The organism is Streptomyces sp. NBC_00162, from assembly GCF_024611995.1.
Lineage (GTDB): Bacteria > Actinomycetota > Actinomycetes > Streptomycetales > Streptomycetaceae > Streptomyces.
Genome location: NZ_CP102509.1, coordinates 402,205 through 425,142, shown reverse-complemented (window position 1 = coordinate 425,142; position 22,938 = coordinate 402,205). Strand labels below are relative to the sequence as shown.

Genomic DNA, 22,938 nt, shown 5'->3' with positions numbered 1-22,938 from the left:
GCCCGCCCGCCGACCAGGTGCGGCGGGCGGAGCGCGTTCGGGGCCGCTCGGTGGTCTCAGCTCTGCTGCAGGGGAGTCAGGATGAACGCGAAGTCCGCCGACGCGAGTTCGAGCCGGTACTGAGGCAGGACGCCGGGTCCCACAGCGGCGCTGCCGAGGCCCTGGACGGCGTGGTCGGTGTGGAGGTGGATCACCGGGCCCGGGACGAGATCGCTGTGGTGCCGTGCGGCGTCGAGCTGTTGGTCGGTCCACCGGCGCGCGGCGAAATGGAACGGTTCCTCGCCCACGACGCGCAGTCCGTTCCCGGCTTCGTCGGTGAAGGTCGCCCAGCGGATGTCCGCACGGTTGCCGTTCTCCTGGGGGCGCACGTAGGGCGTCTGCAGCTCGTCCACGGTCGCGCGGAAACGTCCGACGCGAACTGCCTGACGCGAGTCGGGGTAGGCCTCACCCGGGCCCGTACCGAACCACTCCACCTGGGACCAGTCGGCGGGAATCTCCCAGTCGAGTCCGATGCGGGCCAGTGAGCGGGACCTGTCCCTGCGGAGCAGATCCTGGTATTCCTCCGGCGGTAGTACCGGGTCCACCATGGTGTCGTGGAAATCGTCGCCTCGCTCGGGCCAGCGGCCGACGGGTTCGGCGTGCACCCGCAGGCACAGGCTGTCACCGTCGCCGTCCCAGCGGTAGGTGGTGAGGTAGCCGGAGCTGCCCGCGGCGGCGGCGCTGCGGACGACGACGGTCATGCCGTGTGCGTCAGGGGTGACGGAGACGGTGCGCTGCCGTAGCCGGTCCAGCCCACGGTCCTTCCAGTAGGCGGCGTCGCGCTGGGACCAGCCGCGGTCGTTGTCGGTAGGGGCGCGCCACAGGTTCAGCCGTGGTCCGCGGAGGGCAAGGTCGCCGATGCAGAGCAGAGCTCCGGTGGTCCGGTCGAAGCGGCCAGGGCCGAGCAGAATGTGCTCGCCCTCGCCGCGGGCCGGGCCCGGCAGGCCGATCGGTCGGTGCCGGCCCGTCGCGGAGAGCTGGAGCTGTCCCCAGGCGACCACGTGACCTTTGGGGGCCCAGTTGGCGTGCTTGCCCAGCTCCGCCTGGACGGTGAGTCAGAGCTCGCCCCCGCCGTCCTCCCCGCCCTGGGGGCACCTCCCAGCGGTAGCTGGGGAGGGTCCAGCCGGGGCAGCGGCAGCGGGCCGTGCTGCCCGGCCGCGAGCTCCGGTGTGGGCAGCACGCCGTGGTCCAGTTCGATCCCCCCGCGGGCCAGCGACCAGGTGAACCGCAGGTGGGACAGGTGCAGCACCTCGTAGCGGTTCTCCACCTCGAGGGTGCCCGGCTCAGGGCCGGGGCCGATTCGGACGGGGGCGATCACCCTCGCGTACTCCAGGAGACCCGGAGACGGCGTGCGGTCAGGGAGGACCAGGCCGTCGCAGATGAAGTTGCCGTCGTGCAGGTCCTCGCCGAAGTCTCCGCCGTAGCCGAAGAACTCGCGCCCCTGGGCGTCGTATGTGCGCAGTCCCTGGTCCATCCACTCCCAGACGTAGCCACCCTGGACCCGCGGGTACTCGCCGCACAGCTCAAGGTATTCGGCGAGCCCGCCGGGCCCGTTTCCCATGGCGTAGCGAACTCGGTGAGCAGGAAGGGCTTGCGGTTGCGCGGGTCGTCCGCCGGGTCGCCGGAGCCGGCGCGGGCCGGGTAGGAGACCTCGCCAGGCAGCAGCTCCCCCGTCCGATCCGGGCGACGGCGGCGGGCGGGCGGTACATCTCGCCGTGGACGTCGGTGTACTCGCCGAGCCGGTCGCCCTCGTAGTGGATCGGGCAGGACGGGGCGCGCCGCCGAACCCACTCGGACATGGCCCGAAGGTTGCGGCCGTCCCCGGCTTCGTTGCCGAGCGACCACAGGATGACGCTCGGGTGGTTCTCGTCCCGTTCCACGGTCCGCTCGATGCGGTCCAGGTAAGCGTCGTGCCACCGAGGGTCGTCGGAGGGGTTGCGCTGCCAGCGCTCCGGGTCGACGCTCTCGAAGCCGTGGGTCTCCAGGTCGCACTCGTCCATGACCCACAGCCCGAGCTCGTCGCACAGGTCGGGAAATGCGGGATGCGGCGGATAGTGCGCGGTGCGCACCGCGTTGATGTTGTGCTGCTTCATCAACTCCACGTCACGGCGCTCGCTTCGAGTGAGAGCGCACGGCCGTGATCGGGGTCGAACTCGTGCCGGTTCACGCCGCACAGCACCACCCGGCGGCCGTTGACCCGGAGCACCCCGGCCTCGTCGACGGCCACGCTGCGGAACCCGATCCGGATCCGGACCCGCTCGCTGCCGGTGGCCAGGTACGCCTCGTAGAGTTGCGGATCCTCCGCACTCCAGGGCCGTACCGCCGCGAAGGCGAACTCGGTCCCGACCGGCTGGTCGTGGATCCCGAGGGCCGGGATGTCGATCCGCACCGGCGCGTCCGCGTCGGCCTCCACCCGAGCCGGCCCGCGCCGGTGTCTGCGTCGTAGTCGGCGTGCACGAAGACGTCCCGGATGCCGCCCTCAGGACGGGCCAGCAGGGACACGTCGCGGAAGATGCCCGACAGGCGCCAGGTGTCCTGGTCCTCCAGGTAGGTGCCCGCGGAGAACTGGTGCACCCGCACCGCCAGCACGTTGCGGCCGGGCCGCAGCAGCTCGGTCACGTCAAACTCGGTCGGCAGGCGGCTGCCGTAGGTGACGCCCAGCTCGCGGCTGTTGAGCCAGACTCGGGCGCAGGAGTCCACGCCCTCGAAGCGCAGCACGGCAGGCGTGCCGACCGGTATCGGATAGGCGATGTTGACGTAGATGGCCGACCGTAACCGTGCAGCTGCCAGTGCGAGGGGACGCGGAGGGCGTCCCAGGAGCCGTCGTCGAAGTCCGGGGCTTCGAAACCGTCCGGTACCGGGCGCAGGGCAGACGAGAACCGGAACGCCCAGTCCCCGTTGAGGTCGATTCTGGGGGCATCGGAGTCCAGGGCCGCGCGCGGCGCCGCCCTGCTGTGGCCGGGTGCGTAGTCCTCGAAATAGCGTGCGGACATGCTGAATCCTCCGGCGGTCGTAGGTGATGCGCGCGACCGTACTATCGAAAGGCGTTTTGCGGGAAGCGGTGCCATCGAGGGACGACGACGGAGTGGAGCCAGGATGATCCGTAACTACCCAAGGCCGTGAGCGATCGCAGAGAACGAGGTCGTCAACTCACGAACCGGTCGCTCTGCATGACGGCGGAGGTTGGCAACCCCGACGACGACGCCGACGCCGACGCCATCCCGTCACCCTTAGCGGGAGATGGGCGGCGGCCGCGTTCATGGGGCTCGATGGCAGCCGTCCGTCCAGTGCCGCCGGGTCGGCCGGGAACACCACACGATTGATTTCCCAGGCGCTGCCGGCTGGAAGGTGCTCGACTCAGTTCGGCGGTGGGGATTGGGGCACGCCGATCTCGCCGACCTACCAGCCACCATTCGGGTCACCGTCCTGCTGAAGAAGGTGACCATCCGGACGCAGGAGCCGCACTCCGGCTCAGCCGGACGAGTCGCCCACGACCGCTCACGACGTTGAGTGCGCTCTAGGCTGAAGCACGTGACTGGGCGTGGGCAGGTGCTGGTTCCCGGTGGTTCGTTCCGGATGGGATCCGTCGACTTCTACCCAGAGGAGCGACCGGTCAAGGACGTGATGGTTGGCGAGCTGTGGGTCGACGAGCACCCAGTCACCAATGCTGAGTTCGGGCGCTTCGTCAAGGACACCGGCCACATCACCATCGCCGAGCGGGCACCCGATCCTCGGGGCTTCCCTGGCGCCGACCCCGACCTGATCGTTCCGGGGTCACAGGTGTTCACCGGCACCAGCGGTCCCGTCCCCCTCGACGACTGGACACACTGGTGGTCCTGGGTGCCGGGCGCCGACTGGCGGCACCCGTACGGGCCGGGGAGCACGCTGCACGGCCTGGAGCTGCATCCCGTCGTGCACGTCGGTTGGGAAGACGCCGCCGCATACGCGGCCTGGGCCGGTGCCCGTCTGCCAACCGAGGCGGAATGGGAACACGCCGCACGGGGCAGCCTCGAAGATGCCACCTACGCGTGGGGCGACGAGATGCGAGCGGGCGGCAAGACCATGGCGAACACCTGGCAAGGGCACTTCCCGTACGAGAACCTCTGGCCACCGCATCTCGCCCGGACGTCGCCGATCCGTACCTTCCCGGCCAACGGATACGGGCTTTACGACGTGACCGGCAACGTGTGGGAGTGGACCGCAACGGCCTGGATCGATGACCACGACGCGGTACACGCCGAGCCCTCCCCATCGTGCTGCGTCCCCACCGGAACAGTGAGTGAGCAGGACCGATTCGTGACAAAGGGGGCTCCCACCTGTGTGCCCCGGAGTACTGCCACCGCTACCGGCCGGCCGCCCGGCAAGGCCACGGTGCCCGCGATACCACCAACCACGTCGGCTTCCGCTGCGTGCGCGACCCCGACTGACCGCCGTTGGTCGGGGCTTCGTGCGGTGGACAGAGCGCGCGCCGACAGGGGGCGGGCCGGCACCGGGGGACCCGGCGGGGATGCCGACGTGGGTCAGCCTCATCTTGGTTCCGCCGTTGGCAGGTTCCAGCGCGACGCGGACCTCCGTCGTGGTGGGGTGACCGGCTGGCATGCCCGTCTGCACGGGTGACAACACGTTGCCGTGCTCATCGGACACCGCGTCGGTGTACACGAGGCGTTGGTTCTCGATGACCCCGAATACTGGCCGGTGAACCACATGTGCATGGTGCCGTCAGGTGTCTGAGCGCGCGAGCCCGTTCGACGAGCATCGAGTGCGCCGGACAGCGGTCACGCTATGCCGTACTGACAGCGGCATGTGCGTGCGTCACGCCCTACCATCCGGACGGCCACGGACCCGCCGACCAAGATCATCGCGGCACCTGCTTGCGGCGTGCCTCGTGCCCAACCCGGGACGGGTGCGACCGACGGTGACGGCTTGGAAACTCACTGGTCCGGTCCCACGAGACACCTGCAGTTTCGCGTCATGCAGGCTCCCGCTGGGCCGGGCTTTCCATGCTCATGCCGGACGAGTCGGCTCTCATGGATCAGGCGCGTATGAGGTCCGTGTCACCCGATCGGGGTGATGACGGGGGCGGGGTTGCATGTTCCGATCGGGCTGAGAGTTGGAAAGGGCTCGTCAATCCGCGCATGCGAACGGCCGAGGGACGGAGAGAAGGATGGCACAGGGACTGCTGGAGGCAACCGTCGAGGGCGGGACGGTTCGCGGCACGGCGGAGGGCGATCTAATCTCCTTCAAGGGGATCCCGTTCGCGCAGCCGCCGGTCGGCGATTTGCGCTGGCGGGCACCGCAACCGGTCAAGCCCTGGGACGGCGTGCTTGACGCGTCGAAGATGGGCCCCGATCCGATACAGCACTACAGCCTTCTCAAGCCAGGGGGCACAGGGGCTGGCGGAGCGTCGAAGGGATCGGAGGATTGCCTGTATCTGAACGTGTGGCGCCCGGCCGACCAGACGGGCGATCCGTTGCCGGTGATGGTGTGGGTCCACGGCGGCGGAGATGTCCAGGGGGCGGCGTCGCAGTACCCGATGGAGAGGTTCACGCGTCAGGGCGGCATGGTCGTGGTCTCGTTCAACTACCGCCTGAGCCGGCTGGGCTTTTTCGCACACCCGGCGCTGGCCGCCGAGGCGCCCGACGACCCGCGCGGGAACTACGCCTTCATGGACGAGATCGCGGCGCTGCAGTGGGTGCAGCGCAACATCGCCGCGTTCGGCGGCGACCCGGGCACCGTGACGATCGCCGGCGAGTCCGCCGGCGGTGGCGCGATGGTCGCGATGCTGATCTCGCCGCTGGCCTCCGGCCTGTTCCACCGTGCGATCGTGGAGTCGCCGGGTATGCCGAGTGCCCGCGACGGGGCGTTTCCACTGGAGAACCTGGACGCCGCCGAGTCCAGGGCCGTCGAGTTCGCCCGCGAGGCGGGCATCGATGGCAATGACGCGAAGGCGCTGGCGGCGCTGCGCGCCCTGCCGGCGGAGAAGGTCGCCGAGGAAGGCATCGGCATGTCCGAAGTGGTCACGATGGCCGCGGGCGGTCCCAGCGCGGCGGGCTTTAGCGGTCCGACGATCGACGGGCGGCTGATCGCCGAGACGTCTGAGGCGGCGATGCGCGGCGGCCGGCAGGCGATGGTGCCGGTGATCTGCGGGGCGACCGCGGTCGACCTGGCGGTCAGCGTGGCGGAGACCAAGGACGCGGTGTTCGCTCAGTTCGGCGCACTCGCGTCGCAGGCACGCAAGCTCTACGACCCGGACGGCAACGCCAGCTTCAAGGCGCTCAACCAGGCGGTCTACGCGGACCGGACCATGATCGAGCCGACCCGGCATCTGGCGGCGGTGATGACCAGGGCGGGCCAGCCGGCCTACTACTACCGCTTCTCCTACGTGGACGAGGCCTACCGCGATGCGGTGCCCGGCGTGATCCATGGGTTTGAAATGCCGTTCGTCCTGGATTTGCCGATCTCCTTCGACGGAAAAGGAATCGTCCAGATCGAGCGGAAGGGAGCCGACCTGGAGATGGTCCGGACCGCCAGCGGCTACTGGGCCAACTTTGTCAGGACCGGTGACCCCAACGGCGCCGGCCTCCCGGAATGGCCGCGCTACGACCCGGCCACCGGCAACGTGATGGACTTCGCGAATACGGGTGCGGCGGCCGGACCCGATCCGCTGAAGGCCCGGCTCGACCTGTGGCAGTCGGTATGGGACCCAGCCCACTGACGCGCCCGGCATGGCAACCAGTACATGAGGCAGATACTCCTCCAGCATCCTTCTACTCGCAGGCCGCGAACCAACGCCTCTACCCGACTGATGTGCGCGGCAGGACGTGAGCGCTCATCGGCAGAGTCGCGCGTTTCCGAGCGCCGCGCGCAAGGGCACCGCATCATTGAAGTCATGGCCCTCGTCGACGTATCGCCCCCGAAGCTCGTCGAGGTCTCTGTCGGTGGAACTACGCGCTGTACTGCGCCGCCGTCGCTGCCGCGGTCCTCATCGGGATCGACCTGTCGCATCCGCATAACCTTGGCGACGAGGGACGCCGGGTCTTGTTCACGTTCATCGGAGTCGGCATTGCCGTGGTCGTCATGCTCGTCGCGAACCTGCTCCAGAAGCGAAACGCGCCAACCACCGCACCAACCTGACCCATCCGCTCATCGGCAGGACAGCGCGCAACCAGCGGCTACTAGGAGACTTCAAGCAGGATCGGTGTCTGGCCAGACTCGGTCCAGGTGTCCGGCGGGTCGCTCTCTTCAGCCGCTGCCCACCCGGCCTGGGGTGTGGCTCTCTCATGGGCTGCGCTCCGTCGGGCACCGTGACGAGGCGTGGCTCAAGAGGGGACTGCCCAGCTCGTAGTAGCACTGCTCACCTCGCCGACCCATCGGTTCGAGGAGAGGCAGGAGTCCGCATGAGTGGCGTGATCATCGGGGTCGATCCCCACAAGCTGTCGGTCACCATCGAGGTCGTCGACAAATACGGCCACCTGTTGGGGTCGGGCAGGTTCACCACCGCCCGCGCCGGCTATGCGGCGCTGCGGTCCTATGTGAAGCCCTGGCCCCAGCGGGTGTGGGCCGTCGAGGGCGCCAATGGTGCCGGCCGGCCGTTGGCCCAACGCCTCCTCGAAGCAGGTGAACAGGTCCTCGACGTGCCGGCCAAGCTCGCCGCCCGGGTCCGGCTCTTCGACACCGGCCACAACCGCAAGACCGACGCCCGCGACGCCCACTCCATCGCCCTGGTCGCGGTGCGCACCACCGGCCTGCGGCAGCTGAGACCGGATGGGGGGCTCGAGGCGTTGCGGAACCTTGCACACCCCGGTCGCAGTTCCTGGCTCCACTCCATGGTGCGGGCGTGTCACTGGAACTGTGCGAAGAACCTCCAGATCTCTCCCTTGGTCCAGGTCGTGACACCGCTCTCGTTGGAGGAGCCGTCGACCGGACCGGGCAAGTGGCCTCCGTCGAAGGCGGCCCATTGGACCGGGTACCCGGCACGGCAGCCCGAGTAGGTGGTGGTGATGTGCGTCCGGCTGCCCGGCGCGGGCTCGCGCGGGCTCTGGGAGGTGCAGCCGTTGTTGCTGACGAACCTGTCGCGCAGGGAACGTCCTTGCGCGATGTTGAGGACGGAGTCGCTGACGCCGTGAATTCCGAAGTAGGCGATGGGCTGGGCGCCGCCGCTGCACCCGCTGATCTCGCCGCCGGAGATGACCGCGACAGCCCTGAAGACGTTGGCCCGGGTGCATGCGAGTGCGTGGCTCATCCCGCCGCCCCAGCTGAAACCGGTGGCGAAACGCTGCGCCGTGTTGACGCAGAGGCCGCCCTCGATCCGCCGGATCATGTCGTCGACGAAGGTGACTTCCTCACCGCCCGGATTGGCCCAGCCGTTGTCGAGGCCCTGGGGGGCGACGAGGATCGCGGTGTTGTTGGATTGTTCCTGTAGGCCGTAGTAGGACCAGGCGTTTCCGCTCGTTCCGCCCGAGGCGACATCGCCGGCGGTTCCGCCCCGCCAGTGGAACGCGAAGATCAGTCGGTAGGGCTGGCTGTTGGAGTAGTTGTCGGGAACTCTGAGGATGAAGCTGCGGCTCTTGCCGCTGCTCTGAATCGTGTGCGTACCGCTCGCCAGAGTCGGGGCGCTGCCGCATCCGCCGCCACCGGACGAGAGCTTGATCATCTGCCATTGCTGGTTCGCGCCGCCCCAGTCGCTGTATTGGACGACGTTGCCGCCGTCGGCGGTGGACGCGCCCTGCACCTCGACGGCCTTGCCGCTGTTGCGGTTGATCAGCCGGAGGTGGCCCGCGTCGGAGTCGGCCAGCCGGAACTGCTGGTTGGCCCCGTTGCCGTCGGCCCGCTGCGCGATCGCGGCACCGTCGGCGGTCGAGGCGCCGGCTACGTCGAGAACCTTGCCCGAATGCCGGACCTTGAGCCGGTAGAAGCCGCCGCCGGAGTCCACGAACTGCCACTGCTGGTTGGCTCCGTCGTTGCGTGTCCACTGACTGACCCGCGCGCCGTCGGCGGTGGACGCTCCATAGACGTCCAGCGCCTTGCCGCTGTTGCGATTGACCAGGACGTACCAGGCATTGCCGTCCACCGTCGCCGCCTCGGCGGGCGCCGGCTTCACGGCGAAGAGCATGCCGATCGCGAGCGTCGCCGCCACCACGGCGGCGAACCGGGACCACCAGCGATGCCTTCGTGGAGGGGCGGGGAAGCCGCACCGTGGGTCTTCATCGGTTCACCCTTTCGCCGTGTCAGGTCGTCAGGTGCGGGTCCAGCGCTGGTTGCTGCCGCCCGAGCAGGAGTAGAGCTGGATCAGGGTGCCGTTGGCGGTGCCGTTGCCGACGGCGTCCAGGCAGAGGCCGGACTGGACTCCGACGATGGATCCGTCGGAGTTGAGGCGCCATTTCTGGTTGTCGCCGCCCCAGCAGCTGTAGATCTGGACCTTGGTGCCGTTGCCGGTGCCGGCGGCGTCCAGGCACTTGTCGCCGTAGACCTTGAGCTCGCCCCCGGCGGTGTACGACCATTGCTGGTTGGTGCGGTTGTTGCAGTCCCACAGGTTGAGCTGGGTGCCGTCGCTGGTGCTGGCACCGGGCACGTCCAGGCAGCGGCCCGAACCGACGCCCTTGACCTGTCCGGAACCGGGTGTGGGGGTCGGAGTGGGGGTGGAGGAACCGGCGTTGAGTGCGTTGAGCACCGAGGTGTAGGCGGGCTTCTTGTTGCCGTTGCCGTCGAACAGCAGCGGCGATTGCTCCGACCGCCATGAGTCGGTGTCGCGCACACCCCAGACGGTGATGCCGAGGCAGCGCGGGACGGCCAGGCAGTCGTTGGTCACGTTGGCGTAGGTAGTGGCCGAGGCGCCCTGGATGTCGAGTTCGGTGACGGCCACGTCGACGCCGAGGGCGGCGAAGCTCTGCAGGGTGGTGCGGAAGTTGCTGTTGTACGGGCTGTCGTTGTTGAAGTGGGACTGGAAGCCGACGCAGTCGATCGGCACGCCGCGCTGCTTGAAGTCCCGGACCATGGCGTACATTGCCTGGGTTTTGGCCCAGGTCCAGTTCTCGACGTTGTAGTCGTTGTAGCAGAGCTTGGCGGCCGGGTCGGCGGCGCGCGCGGTGCGGAAGGCGACCTCGATCCAGTCGTTGCCGGTGCGCTGCAGGTTGGAGTTCCGCCGGGCTCCCGAAGTGCCGTCCTCGAAGGCCTCGTTCACGACGTCCCACTGGACGATCTTGCCCTTGTAGTGGGCCATCACGCCGTTGATGTGGTTGGTCATCGCCTGGCGCAGCGTGCTGCCGCTGAGGTTCTGCATCCAGCCGGGCTGCTGGGAGTGCCAGGCCAGGGTGTGGCCGCGTACTTGCTTGCCGTTCTGCACCGCCCAGTTGTAGACGCGGTCACCGGCGGCGAAGTTGAACTGGCCCTGCTGGGGTTCGGTGGCGTCGATCTTCATCTCGTTCTCGGGCGTCACCATGTTGAACTCGCGGCCCGCGATCGTCGTGTACGCCGAGTCGCCCAGCCTGCCCGAGGCGACGGCGGTGCCGAAGTAACGGCCGCTCTGCGCCGCGGCGCCGCCGAGCGTGCTCTCGGCGGCGTGTGAGGTCAGCGGCGCCACCAGCATGGCCGCCGAACCTATGACGCCGACGACCAGGGCCGTACGAAGAGCGCCGATCTTCCGGCGGACGGTGGGCGGGGGAATGGCATGTGAGCCCATGAAAGAGCCTCCAGGACAGAAATCACGGAAGGATTGGAGTGCGGCCGAGTGAATCGGCGTGAACGACGCCCGCGTCCATTGATTAAGGACGCTCACCGCCAGGGCGTAAAGATCCAAGGCCTGCACCCGGCACCAGGACACAGACGGGGGACACCGCCTCGGGCCTTAGTCTGGAAACGCAGCCGAAACATGTCAAGAGTTTCGAAAGGGTTTCGAGAATTCCCTCCCTCTGAACAGCCCAATAGCCGCTCTTCATAGAGCGATCCTCATCGAAAATATTTCGATGAGGATCGCTCGACTGGGCTGCTGATGAAAGCTCAGGCGAAATCAGAACGGCGGCCCCTGAGGAGAGATCCCGCCATGAACGGGTATTTCCTACAGTTCGCATCCCTGGTCAGCGCAGGACCGTGTTGAATTCCAGTGCGGGGTCGGCGTTCCGGACGAGGGACTTGGCCTGCTCCGGCCACCACACACCGGCCGCGGGATCGACGACGCCGTACTCCGGGTCGATGGTGCCGCCCGGGATGCTGCGGTTGCACTGGCCGTCGGACTGGCCGACGGTCTTGATCCACAAGTAGGCGTCCACGAGCGGGACGCGGGTGTTCGCGGACGGCCGGGCGCCGATGCCGCGACCGGGAGCGTTGCACCAGGTTTGCGGATCGCCGCTGTACTTGCCTGCGGGCGGGGTCCAGGCGCCCCGGCCGTCGCGGCTGGTGTCCACGACGAGGTGGGTGAGCTCCTGCGCGGGCGGGGTGCCGACGTTCTGCTGGAACCACAGGTCGGTCCAGTGCCAGGTGGACGGGTCGTCCACGTTCACGGAGTTTCCAGGCTGCCCGTCGTTCGGTGCTGAAGGGGAGTAGTACTGGCTCGCGCACCAGTCGGGGTGCCCCTTGGCCCAGTCCGGGCCCTTGGTGGCGAACCATAGGCACTGGGAGACCCAGGTGCCGTAGTGGGTGGACAGATCGGTGGCCAGATAGTTGGAGACGTTCAGCGAGAAGCCCTGGGTGCGGGTGACACCGGCCTGGAGGAGGCGTTGTGCGATGCCGCCGACGCTGCGCCAATGGCTGTTGCCGGCGTCCAGGTAGACGACGCTGTTCGGCTGCCGCTCCAGGGCGTCGATCGCGTGGTTGAGGTCGGCGAAGCGTCCTGTGGTGATCGCGCCGGTGGGGTCGCTGCCGGGACCGCAGTCGGAGGGGAGGTTGGCCAGCCCGTCCGGTTCGAGGATGACGACGGCCTTGCTGCGGCCGAGCCCCCGGGCGAAGGCGCTGATCCAGGCCTGGTACTCGGCGTCCGACTGCGCACCGCCGGAGGAGTACTGGGAGCAGTCGCGCAGCGGGATGTTGTAGGCCACCAGGACGGGAACCGTCCCGGTTCGCCCGGCCCGGCGCACGAGGTCGCGTACGCGGGATTCGACCTGCTCCGGGGTGCCGTCGGTGAACCAGGCGGCCTCCGGCCAACTGGCCAGCTTGGCCATGGACTTGGCGCCCTCGAAGTCCCGGTGGAGGAGGTCGGTGACGGCCTGATGGGCCGCGTCGCTGTCGGGATCGACGTAGAAGCGGGTGTTCGCGGGAAGCGTGTGGGGGCCGGCGCGGAGCTCGCCTCGGCAGAGGCCGGGGCGACGGCGCCGAGGAGCAGCGTGAGCGCGCTCGCTGCCAGGACTAATCGGTGCAGGGGGATGCGCACGGGGTTCCTTCGGTAGGGGTGCTCGGGTGGCAGGCCCTGACGTCGGACCGCGGGGGTCGACCCGGCCCGGTGCCGGGGTCCGGCCTTCGGCCAGGGAAGGGAGGCGAGGGGTGCGTCAGTAGCCGTAGATCATCTTGTAGGCGACCTCCGGCAGGAACTGTCCCGCCGAGGAGCCGGCGCCCACGCCGCAGTTGCCGTCGGACTCGCCGGGGATCTTGATCCACAGCAGCATCTCGGCACCGCCGCCGCGCTGGCTGGGAGTGCCGATTCGGCGGCCGGCGGGGTTGCACCACTGGCCGTTGGAACCGTTGCCGTTGCGGCTGGTGTCGACGACGAACGGCTTGGTGTAGCCGTAGGAGCCCAGGGCGGAATTGACCGCGTTGCCGTAGGAGGTGTTCTGGTCGGTGGTGAAGTAGTTGGAGACGTTCAGCACGAAGCCGCGTGCCCCGCTGACACCGGCGGCGGCGAGCTGCTGCGCCATGGTCGAGGCGCCGATCCAGCCGGGGTTCCCGGCGTCGAGGTAGACCCAGGTATTGGGTGCCTTGGCCTTGAACTGGGCGATGGCGTTCTTCAGCATGGCGTTGCGCTCGGCAATCTGATCGGCTGTCATGCAGCTCTCGTGGCCGAGCGCGTCGGGTTCGAGGACGACGACGGCCGGGCGGCTGCCGATGCCACTGGCGAAGGAGGCGATCCAGGCGTCGTACGCGGCGCGGCTCCCGGCGCCGCCGCCGGAGTGACCGGCGCAGATGTCCCGATTGGGGATGTTGTACGCGACCAGGATCGGCAGCTTGTCGTAGGAGTCCGCGCGGCCTACGTAGGCGCCGGTGGCCGTGCCGATGTCGCCGCTCCAGTTGCCGAACCAGCGGGCTGCCGGGGTGTTGGCGATGGACGTCCGGATCGCCGCCGCCCGCCCGTCTCCGGGGTTCGCGTTGACCCACCGCAGGGCGGAGTTGTCGGGGTCGGCGTAGAAGCCGCTGGTCATGGTGGTCGGGTCGGCGGCGTACGCCGGGCCGGCGTTGATCAGGGCGAGACCGGTGGCGAGGACACCGGCCAGCAGGGCGGATGCAGCTCGGACGGACTTGCGCATGGTTCTTCCTCCGGTAGGTGGGGAAGTGGAAGCGCTTCCAGTTTTGCTGTGGGTCGGACCGCGCTGATGGGATGATTGGGTCCGTCGCCAGGGTGTGTCAATAGGTTGAACACAGAACTGCTGCCATGACCGGTATGGCGCGATTGGTTGGAAGCGCTACCAAATCGAGACCAAGGGCGATATCCGCGCGCAGGTCCGAAGCCGGGGCGGTGCATGGAATCATGGCCGCTGTTCGCCGTCCGCGTGAGCCCGAGGAGCAGTTCTTCCATGGAGCCGTCACCCAAGCGCATGCCGACTCTCGACGAGGTGGCTGCACGAGCCGGTGTGTCGCGCACCGCGGCCTCCCGGGTGATCAACAACGCCCCGCACGTAAGCCGCGCCAAACGGGAGGCGGTCCAACGGGCGGTTCGCGAGCTGGATTTCGTGCCCAATCCGTCCGCGCAGGCCCTGGCGACCCGCAGGGTCGGAGCGGTGGTGCTGGCGGTCTCCAGCGACGAGCCGGGACTGTTCGCGGACCCGTTCTTCGCGGAGGTCATCGTCGGCGTCAGCGCGGCGTTGGAGCAGACCGAACTGGAACTGATCCTGCTGCTGGCCAACACCCCGCGTGGCCGGGAGAGGCTCGAGCGGTTGCTGCGCTCCCGCCGGGCCGACGGCGTCATGCTGATGGCGCTGCGGGGCGACGATCCGCTGGGACGCCTGGGCGAGGAGGTCGATCTCCCCGTCGTCTTCGGCGGACTCCCGCTCATCGGGGAGCCTACGTGGTACGTGGACGCCGACAACCGGGGCGGTGCCCGCCTGGCCGCCGAGCACTTCGCGCGCACGGGCCGCCGGCGGCCCGTCATGATCACCGGCCAGGTGGACGCCATGGCCTCCGTCGCGCGGGAGCAGGGGTTCACCGACGGTCTGACCTTGTCCGGCCTGCCGCTGCTCGGGGTCGAGCCCGGGCAGTTCACCGAGGACGGCGGCGCCGAGGCGATGGAGCGACTGCTCCGGGCGCACCCCGATCCCGACGCGGTGTTCGCGGCCTCCGACGCGATGGCCATCGGCGCTTTGCGCACCTTGCGGGAACGGAGGCTCCGGGTGCCCGAGGACGTCGCGGTGATCGGCTTCAATGACCTGGCGAGCGCCCGGCACACCAGCCCGCCGCTGACCACGGTCCACCAGCCGGTGCGAGCGCTGGGGCAGGAGATGGCCAGGATGCTGGTCAGCGCCATCGAAGGACACCGCCCCAGCCCGCTGATCCTCCCGACCCGCCTGACCGTGCGCGAGTCCGCCCCCGATCTGCCCGCGTCCGCCTGACCGGTGGGCGCTTCCGACAGGGTCGGCCCGATCTGACGGGAGCGCCTCCCACTCGATTTCCCGTCGCCGCGATCGGCCTGGGGCGATCGGGGGACTCGGCGCCGGGTCAGATGAATCGCCACAGGTGGTCGTTGGTGCCGTTGTCGTCCCAGAGGACGGTCTGTGCTCCCTGGGCGGTGGAGGCGCCGGAGACGCCGAGGACGCGGCCGCTGTTGGCGCACTGGATCCTGAAGGTGTCGCCGCCGCCGTGGCGCAGGCGCCACCGGTGGTCGGCGGTGCCGTTGTCCGCCCACTGGACGATCCGGGCGCCGTTTGCGGTGCCGCCGTTCTCCACGGCGAGGACCTTGCCGCTGTGGGAGTTGCGCAGGCGCAGGTGGCCGCCGGTGTCGACGGCGGCCGTCCAGAGATGGTCGGCGGTGCCGCTGTCGTCCCACTGGATGGCGAGGCCCCCGTCGGCGGTGGACATGTCCCGCACACCGAGGACCCGCCCGCTGGCAACGTTCTGGATGCGCCTGGCGCCGTCGGGGACGAACTGCCACTGGCCGGCGGGGGCGCCGGTGTCGGGCACCTGTACGGCTGCGGCGCCGTTGGCGGTGGAGCCGCCTTCGATGCCGAGCAGCTTGCCGGTGTGGACGTTCCGAAGCTTGTGGTAGCCGTTGCCGGCGTCGACGATGGTCCACCGGTGGTCGGCGGTGCCGGTGTCGGCCCACTGGAGGATCGGGGCGTTGTCGGCAGTGGACATGTCCTTCACGCCGAGGACCTTGCCGCTGTTGAGGTTGCGCAGCCGCAGTGCGGTGCCGTCGACGAGGAGGAGCCAGTGGTGGTCGGCGGTGCCGGAGTCGGTCCACTGCAGAGCGAGGCCCCCGTCGGCGGTGGACATGTCCCGGATGCCGAGGACGAGTCCGCTGGCCGCGTTGACGAGACGGAAGCCGGGACTGACGGTCCGCCAGTAGACGGTGTAGTTGAAACCCTGGGCGTCGTGGAACGGGGCGAGTTCGACCTTCGTTCCGTTGGCGGTGGCCGTGAAGGCGAGGGCGGTGCTGCTGGTTCGGGTGATCGAGGAGGGGTCCAGGGTCGGGAGGGAGGACAGTGTGGTGCTGCCGTAGTTGCCGGCGAGGATGGCGGGGCCGTAGGTGATCGCCGCGACACCGGGGGTGTCGTTGGCGGCCTGGAGGGCCACGCGCATGGGGAGCTTCACGGTGACGGTATCGCCGGAGGCCCAGGACCGGGTGAGCGTGGCGTAGGTGCCCGGACTGGCCGTGACCGTCTGGGCGACGCCGTTGACGCTGACGGTGGCGCCCGAAGTCCATCCGGGGATGCGGACGCGCATCGACCAGGTCCCGCCGACGCCGCCGGTGACCTTGAGCGTCGTGGTGTCGTCGGCCGGATAGGAGGTGGTCTGGGTGACGGTGATGCCTCGCTGGGTCCAGTTCAGGACGGAGGGGAGGAACAGGTTCACGGTGAGGGTGGTGCTGCCGTCGTGGAAGTAGATGGAGTCCATCAGCTTTGTGTTGGACTCGACGCCCGTTCCCTGGCAGCACCAGAACGTGCCGTAGTCGGTGCTCCAGGTGCCGCCGCCCCAGGCCGGGCCCTTGCCGCGGCGGCCGCCCGGGTTGAGGGGGTGAAGTAGGTGACGTGCCCGTGCGGGTCGGCCGGGTTCTGGGCGCCGATGACGTGGTTGAGCAGCGCCTTCTCGTAGAAGTCGAAGTACGACGCCCGGCCGGGGTCCAGCTGCCACAGTTCTCGGGTCAGCTTGAGCATGTTGTAGGAGTTGCAGAGCTCGCAGGTGTCGGGGACGAGGAAGCCGGAGATGGCGTTCGGGGCCCGGAAGTGTTCTGCCTGGCTGTTACCGCCGATGGCGTAGGTGTGCGAGGTGGTGCAGATGGTCCACGCGTTGGCGGCGATGTCGCGGTAGCGGGTCGTCCCGGTGGCCTTGTACTCGCGGACGGCTCCGATCCACTTGGGCACCTGTGTGTTGGCGTGCAGACCGTTCAGTTGGTCCAGGTTCGCGGCGAGGGGGTCGAAGACCGCCGCATGGTCGAACCGCTGGGCGGTGGTCAGCCAGCGTGCGTCGCCGGTCTGTTGGTGGAGGTCGGCGAGCACCTCGTTCATGCCGCCGAACTCGACGCCCAACAACGACTGCATCTTGCTCTGGCTGAGCACGGCGGTGCGCTGGTCGACCCAGCCGGCGAGCGCGAGGAGCACGTCGCGGGCCTGCGTGTTGCCGATGAGGCGCCACACGTCGAGCAGACCGGCCATGGTCTTGTGGACGCAGTAGTACGGGACGTTGCCGTTGGTCAGCGTGCCTGCTTCGAGGCTGGTGAAGTCGGCCTCGGGGAAGCCCGACAGGTAGCCGGCGGAGAAGCCAGCGGTGGAGTTGTTGGCCTGGCACTTGGCGAGTTCGGCGACCATGCGGTCGGCCTTGTCGCGGCAGGTGGTGTCCCCGACCGCGGCGTAGGCCTGGGCCCATGCCGTGAGGAAGTGGCCCTGCACGTGGGTGCGGAAGGGGAACGCCGGGTCGTCCCATCCTCCGGTCGGGGCTGCGGCGTTGGTGGAGAGCCGGTGGTTGGCACGGAAGTTGTACAGCAGGCGGTCGACGTCGATGAAGCGGAGATAGGCCAGGGTGCGGTTCTGATTGTCGAGCCAGCGGCTGCTGGTGAGCTGGACCTGACCCAGGTCGAACGGGAACGTCGACACTCCGACGTCGGACCTGACCGGGGGCGTCTCCGCCGCGGCGGAGGCGGTGTTGAGTACGGGGCCGACAGCCGCGGCTACGGCCGCGACGCCGGTCGCCTTGATCATGGCGCGGCGGCTGAAGGGGGAACCGGCATGGCGAACTCCATGGTCCGTGAGAGATAAGGGCGCCGCGCACAAGGGCTGTTGGGCTTCAACCGGCGGCTGCGAGGTCGGTGGGGGCGGCCGCCTGCTGCGCACGAGTGTTAGCGCTCACAATTGACGTGTCAATACCTTCGACGGGCGGTGCCGACAAGGCCGGCCCGCGCACTGCGTACCGCGCGCAGCTGCTCCAGGCGATCGATCCGCTCCGGCGGCGTGCATCGCGGCCACGTACACCGCGGTCAAATGGGGTCGGCTGGGCGGGAGGTGAGGTGCGAGCCGGCAGGTGGCGGACGCGGACCGCGACCTGGCCGTGGCATCAGCGGTCTCAGGGCCTGCCTGGCGGTTCCTGTGGGCTCGGGTACGTGATGTCGAACCACGTGAAGTGGGCTTGGTTGGTGGAGGGGCGGCCGTTGGAGGTGGCGTAGAGGCCGAGCTGGATGCTGGTGAACAGCGGGGTGAGGAAGGTGGCTTCGACGATGGTCAGGTCCTGCCAGGCGCCGTCGGGTGCCGCGTGGGCGAAGGTGTGGCTGAAGCCGCGGATGCGGACCCGCAGGCGAATGGGGCCCGGGGGGACGGGAACGCCGGCCAGGACCTCGGGCCCGTGTCGGAGGCTGAGTCCTTCCGCGGTGCGGAGGAAGAGGAGATGGGTGTCGTCGTCGAGGACTACGGCGAGGCCCGCCTGTTCGTCCGGCGCGGCGGGGGTGAAGTGCAGTTCGGCGGAGACGTCGCAGTCGGGCTGTTCCTGGGGGCGGGCCAGCAGGGACGGGGTGGTGCGTTCGCCGATGCGGTCGGGGCGGAGCTGGAGGCGGAGCCCGTCGCCGGTGGTCCAGAACCGCGCGGGTGGGGTGCGCAGGGTGCTCCAGTCGGCGGAGAGGGTGGCGAAGTCGTCGTGGAGGGGGCGGCGAAGGTCGGTGTGGACGACGGGGGAGAAGACCGGCCAGCCGTCGTCCCAGGTGATCCGGCTGAGGAAGGTCTCGCGGCCGAGGGCGGAGCCCGGGCGGACGCCCAGGAGGACCGCCCGCCACTCGCCGTTCGGGGTTTGGACGAGGTCGGCGTGCCCGGTGCAGGTGACCGGGCCCTTGGCGGGCGGTAGCAACGGGTTGCCGGGGGCGCCCTCGTAGGGGCCGGTCACACGGTCGGCGCGGGCGGCCACCACGCTGTGGTCCACATCGGTGCCGCCCTCGGCGGTGAGCAGAAGATAGGTGCCGTCGATCCTGTAGAGGTGCGGGGCTTCCGACCATCGGGCGCCCGGGTGGCTTCCCGACCACAGGACGTGCTCGGGTCCCGTCAGCCGTCGTTCCTGGGGAAGGTATTCGCGCATCCAGATCTCGGTGCGCCCCGCGGCTTCGTCCACGACTCGTGCGGCGGTGAACCAGGCCCGGCCGTCGCCGTTGCCCTCGCCGTCCCCGTGCCCGTCGCCGTCGTCCGGCCCGTCGTCGAAGAACAGCGACGGGTCGAAGCCCTCACCGTCCAACCAGTGGGGCTCCGACCACGGCCCCGCCGGGTCGGTCGCCGTGACGACGAAATGGCCGGGGCCGTCCATCAGCGTGCAGACGAGATGAAAGACCCCGTCATGGTGCCGGATCGTCGGTGCGAACAGGCCCCGTGAGGGCTCGCACCCGTCGAGGTCGAGCTGGGACGGCCGGTCGAGCGCGGAGCCGATGCGCCGCCAGTTCACGAGGTCGCGGCTGTGGAACACGGGAAGGCCCGGGAACCATTCGAAGCTGGACGTCACCAGGTAGTAGTCCGCTCCCACCCGGCAGACGGACGGGTCGGGCCGGAACCCGGGCAGCACGGGATCACCGGAGAACCCGGTCATGAAACCGGGACGATCTCGACCGGCACGGACAGCACCCGGTCGGCCGCCGGGTGACGTACGGGGCCCTCCAGAGTGAAGGAGCCCTGGAGCGGAAGATCGCCGCTTGACCGTCCGACGGCCACGCCGATCTCCCCGGGCTCCACTCTTCTGCGCAGATCGAGCCCGGTGAAGGAGGTCCGGTCGGCATGGACGGAGAAGGTGATCCGGGCGGCCGCGCCCGGCCGCAGCTCGACCCTGGCGAACCCGGCGAGCCACCGCTGCGGCCGGACGACGGACGCCACGGGGTCGGAGAGGTACAGCTGGACCACCTCGGTCCCGGTCACCTCGCCGACGTTGCGTGCGGTGACCGAAACGGCGACGGCCCCGTCCGTCGCGGCGACGGGATCCACCGAGAGCTCCGAGCAGGTGAAGCTGGTCCAGCTCAGCCCGTGTCCGAAGGGGAACAGCGGGGTCGGGTCGACCGAGCTCCAGTCGGTGTGCCCGCCGAGCCTGGCGTGCAGATAGGTGCCGGGCTGGCCGCCGACCTGGCGGGGGATCGAGACGGGCAGCCGCCCGGACGGTTCCGCGGCCCCGCTGATGATCCGGGCCAGCGCCGTCCCACCCTCCTCTCCGGGGAAGAAGACCTGCACCACGGCCGATGCGCGCTCGGCCAGTGTGCCGAGCGCGTAGGGCCGTCCGGAGACGAGCACCAGGACGGTCGGCACCTCGGAGTCCAGAACGGCGGAGGCGAGTGCGGCCTGGTCGCCGGGCAGGTCGAGGGTCTCGGCGTCGCAGCCCTCTCCGGAGGTGCCCCGGCCGAACATGCCCGCCCGGTCCCCGAGCACCAGCACGTTCACGTCCGGATCTTCCTCGGTGACCGTGAACCCGGCAGCGGTGAGCGCCTCGCCGAGCGTCGGGATCTCCAGACCGAGGTCGCCGGGCAGGGCGACGTGATTGGGGAAGGAGTAACAGCCGAGGAAGGACTGGGGGTCGTCGGCGTAGGGCCCGCTGATCGCCACCCGGCACGGCTGCAGCGGCAGGATGCCGTCGTTGGCGAGCAGGACGGTGGACCGTTCGGCCAGGAGCCTGGCCAGTGCCCGGTTCTCCGGCGGGTCGAGGTCGACCGGCTCGGGTTGGACGGGTTCCCAGCCGGGGTCGAGCAGGCCGAGCTCGGCCTTCTGCAGCAGGACCCGTTCCGCGGCCCGGTCGATGAGCTCCTCGGGTACGCTTCCCGACCGGACGAGGTCGGTCAGCGGCTCGCCGTAGCAGCGGGCCGTGGGTAGCTCGACGTCGATTCCGGCGGTCAGTGCCAGCGCGCCGGCCGCGCCGCGCGATCCGGTGACACCGTGCCGGGTCTCCAGGAAGGAGACGGCGTAGTAGTCGGCGACGACCACACCGCCGAAACCGAGCTCACCCCTGAGCAGTTCGGTCAGCAGCCGTTCGTCGGCGGCCACCGGAACGCCGTCCACATCGGTGTAACTGTTCATCACCGACCGGGCGCCTCCCTCGCGCAGTGCCCGTACGAAGGGCTCGACCAGTACGTCGGCGAACTCGCGCGGTCCTGAGGAGACGGGGGCCATGTTCCGGCCGCCGCGCGAGGCCGAGTACCCGGCGAAGTGCTTGAGCGTCGCCACGATCCCGGATCCTTCCAAGCCCTGCACATAGGCGGTGCCGATCGCTCCGACGAGATAAGGGTCCTCGCCGATGCACTCCTCGGTCCTGCCCCACCGGTAGTCGCGGACCACGTCGAGCACCGGAGCCAGCCCCTGGTGGACGCCGACCCGCCGCATCCCCGCGCCGATGGCGGCGGCCATCTGGCGCACGAGCCCGGGATCGAAGGAGGCGCCCCAGGCCAGTGGCCCGGGGAAGACCGTCGCTCCGAACGTCATGAACCCGGTCAGGCACTCTTCGTGAGCGACCGCCGGTATCCCGAACCGGCCGGATCCGGTCACCTGCCGCTGGAGCGAGGCGAGCCGCTCCATCCCGGCTTCCGCGGTGATCGGCGCGGTGCCGTACACCCGGGTGAGCTGGCCGAGGCCGTGGGCGACGATGTCGTCGAGGCCGGGCGCGGACTCGCCGGAATCGTCCTCCATCGGCGCGACGGGTGCGCCCGGATCCGAGGGCAGCGCCCAGAATCCGGCGAGCTGACCCGCCTTCTCCTCCAGCGTCATCCGTTTCAGCAGATCGGAGACTCGTATGGACACGGGCAGGAGGGGGTCACGCCAGGGCTCGGTCAAGGAGTTCTCCTAGTGCTGTGGCCGGGAAGGTTTGCCGGGTCGCGGTTCCCCCAGCTACCGCTGGGAGGGGCTCCCGGGGGTGCGGTGCATCGCAAGGCGGAGGGCCGCCGCTTGTACTGGACGTACTCGGGGCGGTCCGACAACGCCGGGGGCACCTCCCAGCGGTAGCTGGGGGAGAGGTGCCGTGCCGTGCGCCGTGACACGGTGAACCTCGCCGGTCACAGCACTAGAGACGGGGCAGGGCGGTGGAGAGCCGGACCTTGAGCTCGGTCGAGAGCTCCATCCGGGGGCTGACCAGGGGCTGGCCGTCCAGGAGCTGGAAGAGTGTGCGGGCGGCGAGCCGCCCATCTCCTCCAGCGGCTGGCGCACCGTCGTCAGCGGCGGGGACAGCCATTCGCACATCGGCAGGTCGTCGAAGCCGACCACGCTCAGGTCTTGCGGGATGCTCAGTCCGCCCTGGCGGGCGGCTTCGTAGACGCCCATCGCCTGCTGGTCGCTGCCGGCGAAGATGGCGGTCGGCGGCTCGGGGAGGGCGAGCAGTTCCCGGGCGCGCTGGAACCCGCCCTCGTGCTGGAAGTCGCCGAACCGGATCAGGTCGCGGTCGACCTCGATCCCGGCCCGCTCCAGCGCGGCGCGGTACCCGTCGATGCGGGCCTGGCTGCAGAGCATCTCCTTGCGCCCGCCGATCGCGGCGATCCGGCGGTGCCCCAGCTCCAGCAGGTGTTCCGTGGCGGCGAGGCCGCCCGCCCAGTTGGTCGCGCCGATGCTCGGCACACCGCTGCCCGGCAGGTCGATCGGGTCGATGACGACGAGTGCCACCCCGGCCTGTTCGACCTGGGCGCGCTGGGCCTGGGTGACCGAGGCGGTGACGAGGATGACGCCGTCGCTGTGGTGCAGGACCGGCAGTGCGGCCCAACTCGAAGGCGTGGCCTCGCCCGGCGGGACGAGCGACACGACGGTGCCGACGCTCCGCTGGGCGCACTCGGCCTCGACGCCGCGCAGTATCTCCACTGCCCACGCGCTGTCCAGACCGCCGATGATCAGGTCGACCAGGCCGGACCTGCGGGCCCTGGCCTGCGCGCCGGGGTGGAGGTAGTTGTGGGAGCGCAGCAGGCTCTCGATCCGTTCGCGTGTCGCGGGTGCGACGTCGGAGCGGCCGTTGACCACCTTGGACACGGTGGCCTGGGAGACCCCTGCCTCAGCGGCGATGACGGCCAGGGTCGGGCGCTGCTCGCTCAACTTCTCTCCTCCGCGCGGACGCCTTGGGTTAGCGACAGAT

General features: G+C 69.6%; 12 protein-coding genes and 7 pseudogenes. 5 read left to right on the top strand and 14 right to left on the bottom strand.

From position 1 onward, the window contains the following. Positions 1 to 56: 56 nt before the first annotated feature. From JIW86_RS02400 to JIW86_RS02380, 5 genes and pseudogenes are all read right to left on the bottom strand, one after another. Positions 57 to 1,040 carry a beta-galactosidase small subunit gene (locus JIW86_RS02400; protein WP_257552279.1) on the bottom strand — a complete coding sequence of 328 codons (984 nt, stop codon included), beginning with the start codon at positions 1,038 to 1,040 and terminating at the stop codon, positions 57 to 59. Positions 1,041 to 1,219: 179 nt separating this feature from the next. Further along, positions 1,220 to 1,600: pseudogene (locus tag JIW86_RS41540) on the bottom strand (glycoside hydrolase family 2 TIM barrel-domain containing protein); the annotation flags it as partial. Continuing rightward, positions 1,563 to 2,132, bottom strand: a complete 570-nt coding sequence (locus JIW86_RS02390) for a glycoside hydrolase family 2 TIM barrel-domain containing protein (protein WP_257552278.1) — start codon at positions 2,130 to 2,132, stop codon at positions 1,563 to 1,565. The pseudogene JIW86_RS41540 and the gene JIW86_RS02390, both read right to left, overlap by 38 nt. Beyond that, positions 2,132 to 2,452, bottom strand: coding sequence for a glycoside hydrolase family 2 TIM barrel-domain containing protein (locus JIW86_RS02385; RefSeq protein ID WP_257552277.1), 321 nt, complete (start codon positions 2,450 to 2,452; stop codon positions 2,132 to 2,134). The genes JIW86_RS02390 and JIW86_RS02385 overlap by 1 nt, the downstream gene beginning before the upstream one ends. 128 nt (positions 2,453 to 2,580) lie before the next feature. After that, positions 2,581 to 2,739 (bottom strand): annotated as a pseudogene (locus JIW86_RS02380) (sugar-binding domain-containing protein); the annotation flags it as partial. An 876-nt stretch (positions 2,740 to 3,615) separates the two neighbouring features. On the opposite strand from JIW86_RS02380, the pseudogene JIW86_RS02375 reads away from it, so the two are divergent. Together JIW86_RS02375 and JIW86_RS02370 are read left to right on the top strand one after the other, a co-directional pair. Further along, a pseudogene (locus tag JIW86_RS02375) lies at positions 3,616 to 4,206 on the top strand (SUMF1/EgtB/PvdO family nonheme iron enzyme); the annotation flags it as partial. Between the two features lie 125 nt (positions 4,207 to 4,331). Then, positions 4,332 to 4,466 (top strand): SUMF1/EgtB/PvdO family nonheme iron enzyme, encoded by a 135-nt coding sequence (locus JIW86_RS02370; protein WP_322975600.1) that lies wholly within the window; start codon positions 4,332 to 4,334, stop codon positions 4,464 to 4,466. Between the two features lie 130 nt (positions 4,467 to 4,596). Here JIW86_RS02370 and JIW86_RS42000 read toward each other — a convergent pair. After that, positions 4,597 to 4,662 (bottom strand): annotated as a pseudogene (locus tag JIW86_RS42000) (hypothetical protein); the annotation flags it as partial. Between the two features lie 541 nt (positions 4,663 to 5,203). Between JIW86_RS42000 and JIW86_RS02365 the strand changes: the two are divergent. Together JIW86_RS02365 and JIW86_RS02360 are read left to right on the top strand one after the other, a co-directional pair. Further along, positions 5,204 to 6,754 (top strand): carboxylesterase/lipase family protein, encoded by a 1,551-nt coding sequence (locus JIW86_RS02365; protein ID WP_257552276.1) that lies wholly within the window; start codon positions 5,204 to 5,206, stop codon positions 6,752 to 6,754. A gap of 565 nt (positions 6,755 to 7,319) precedes the next feature. Beyond that, positions 7,320 to 7,823 (top strand): annotated as a pseudogene (locus JIW86_RS02360) (IS110 family transposase); the annotation flags it as partial. A gap of 56 nt (positions 7,824 to 7,879) precedes the next feature. Here JIW86_RS02360 and JIW86_RS02355 read toward each other — a convergent pair. From JIW86_RS02355 to JIW86_RS02340, 4 genes are all read right to left on the bottom strand, one after another. Next, the gene (locus tag JIW86_RS02355) at positions 7,880 to 9,178 is read right to left on the bottom strand and encodes an RICIN domain-containing protein (RefSeq protein ID WP_257552275.1); all 1,299 of its coding nucleotides are present in this window, start codon (positions 9,176 to 9,178) and stop codon (positions 7,880 to 7,882) included. A 96-nt stretch (positions 9,179 to 9,274) separates the two neighbouring features. After that, positions 9,275 to 10,717, bottom strand: a complete 1,443-nt coding sequence (locus JIW86_RS02350; protein WP_257552274.1) for an endo-1,4-beta-xylanase — start codon at positions 10,715 to 10,717, stop codon at positions 9,275 to 9,277. A gap of 394 nt (positions 10,718 to 11,111) precedes the next feature. Next, entirely contained in the window at positions 11,112 to 12,191 is a 1,080-nt protein-coding gene (locus JIW86_RS02345; protein WP_257552273.1) for a glycoside hydrolase family 6 protein, read from the bottom strand. 324 nt (positions 12,192 to 12,515) lie between these two features. Next, entirely contained in the window at positions 12,516 to 13,487 is a 972-nt protein-coding gene (locus JIW86_RS02340) for a glycoside hydrolase family 6 protein (RefSeq protein ID WP_257552272.1), read from the bottom strand. Between the two features lie 267 nt (positions 13,488 to 13,754). Here JIW86_RS02340 and JIW86_RS02335 point away from each other — a divergent pair, with 267 nt between their 5' ends. After that, positions 13,755 to 14,786 carry a LacI family DNA-binding transcriptional regulator gene (locus JIW86_RS02335; protein WP_257552271.1) on the top strand — a complete coding sequence of 344 codons (1,032 nt, stop codon included), beginning with the start codon at positions 13,755 to 13,757 and terminating at the stop codon, positions 14,784 to 14,786. Positions 14,787 to 14,892: 106 nt separating this feature from the next. On the opposite strand, the pseudogene JIW86_RS02330 reads toward JIW86_RS02335, so the two are convergent. The 4 genes and pseudogenes from JIW86_RS02330 to JIW86_RS02315 all read right to left on the bottom strand — a co-directional run bounded on the left by JIW86_RS02330 (position 14,893) and on the right by JIW86_RS02315 (position 22,898). Then, positions 14,893 to 17,588 (bottom strand): annotated as a pseudogene (locus JIW86_RS02330) (beta-L-arabinofuranosidase domain-containing protein). Between the two features lie 361 nt (positions 17,589 to 17,949). Then, the gene (locus JIW86_RS02325; protein ID WP_257552270.1) at positions 17,950 to 19,443 is read right to left on the bottom strand and encodes a glycoside hydrolase family 43 protein; all 1,494 of its coding nucleotides are present in this window, start codon (positions 19,441 to 19,443) and stop codon (positions 17,950 to 17,952) included. Then, entirely contained in the window at positions 19,440 to 21,659 is a 2,220-nt protein-coding gene (locus JIW86_RS02320) for a glycoside hydrolase family 3 N-terminal domain-containing protein (protein WP_257552269.1), read from the bottom strand. Before JIW86_RS02320 ends, JIW86_RS02325 begins: the two co-directional genes overlap by 4 nt. A 226-nt stretch (positions 21,660 to 21,885) precedes the next feature. After that, positions 21,886 to 22,898, bottom strand: a pseudogene (locus JIW86_RS02315) (LacI family DNA-binding transcriptional regulator). Positions 22,899 to 22,938 lie beyond the last annotated feature (40 nt).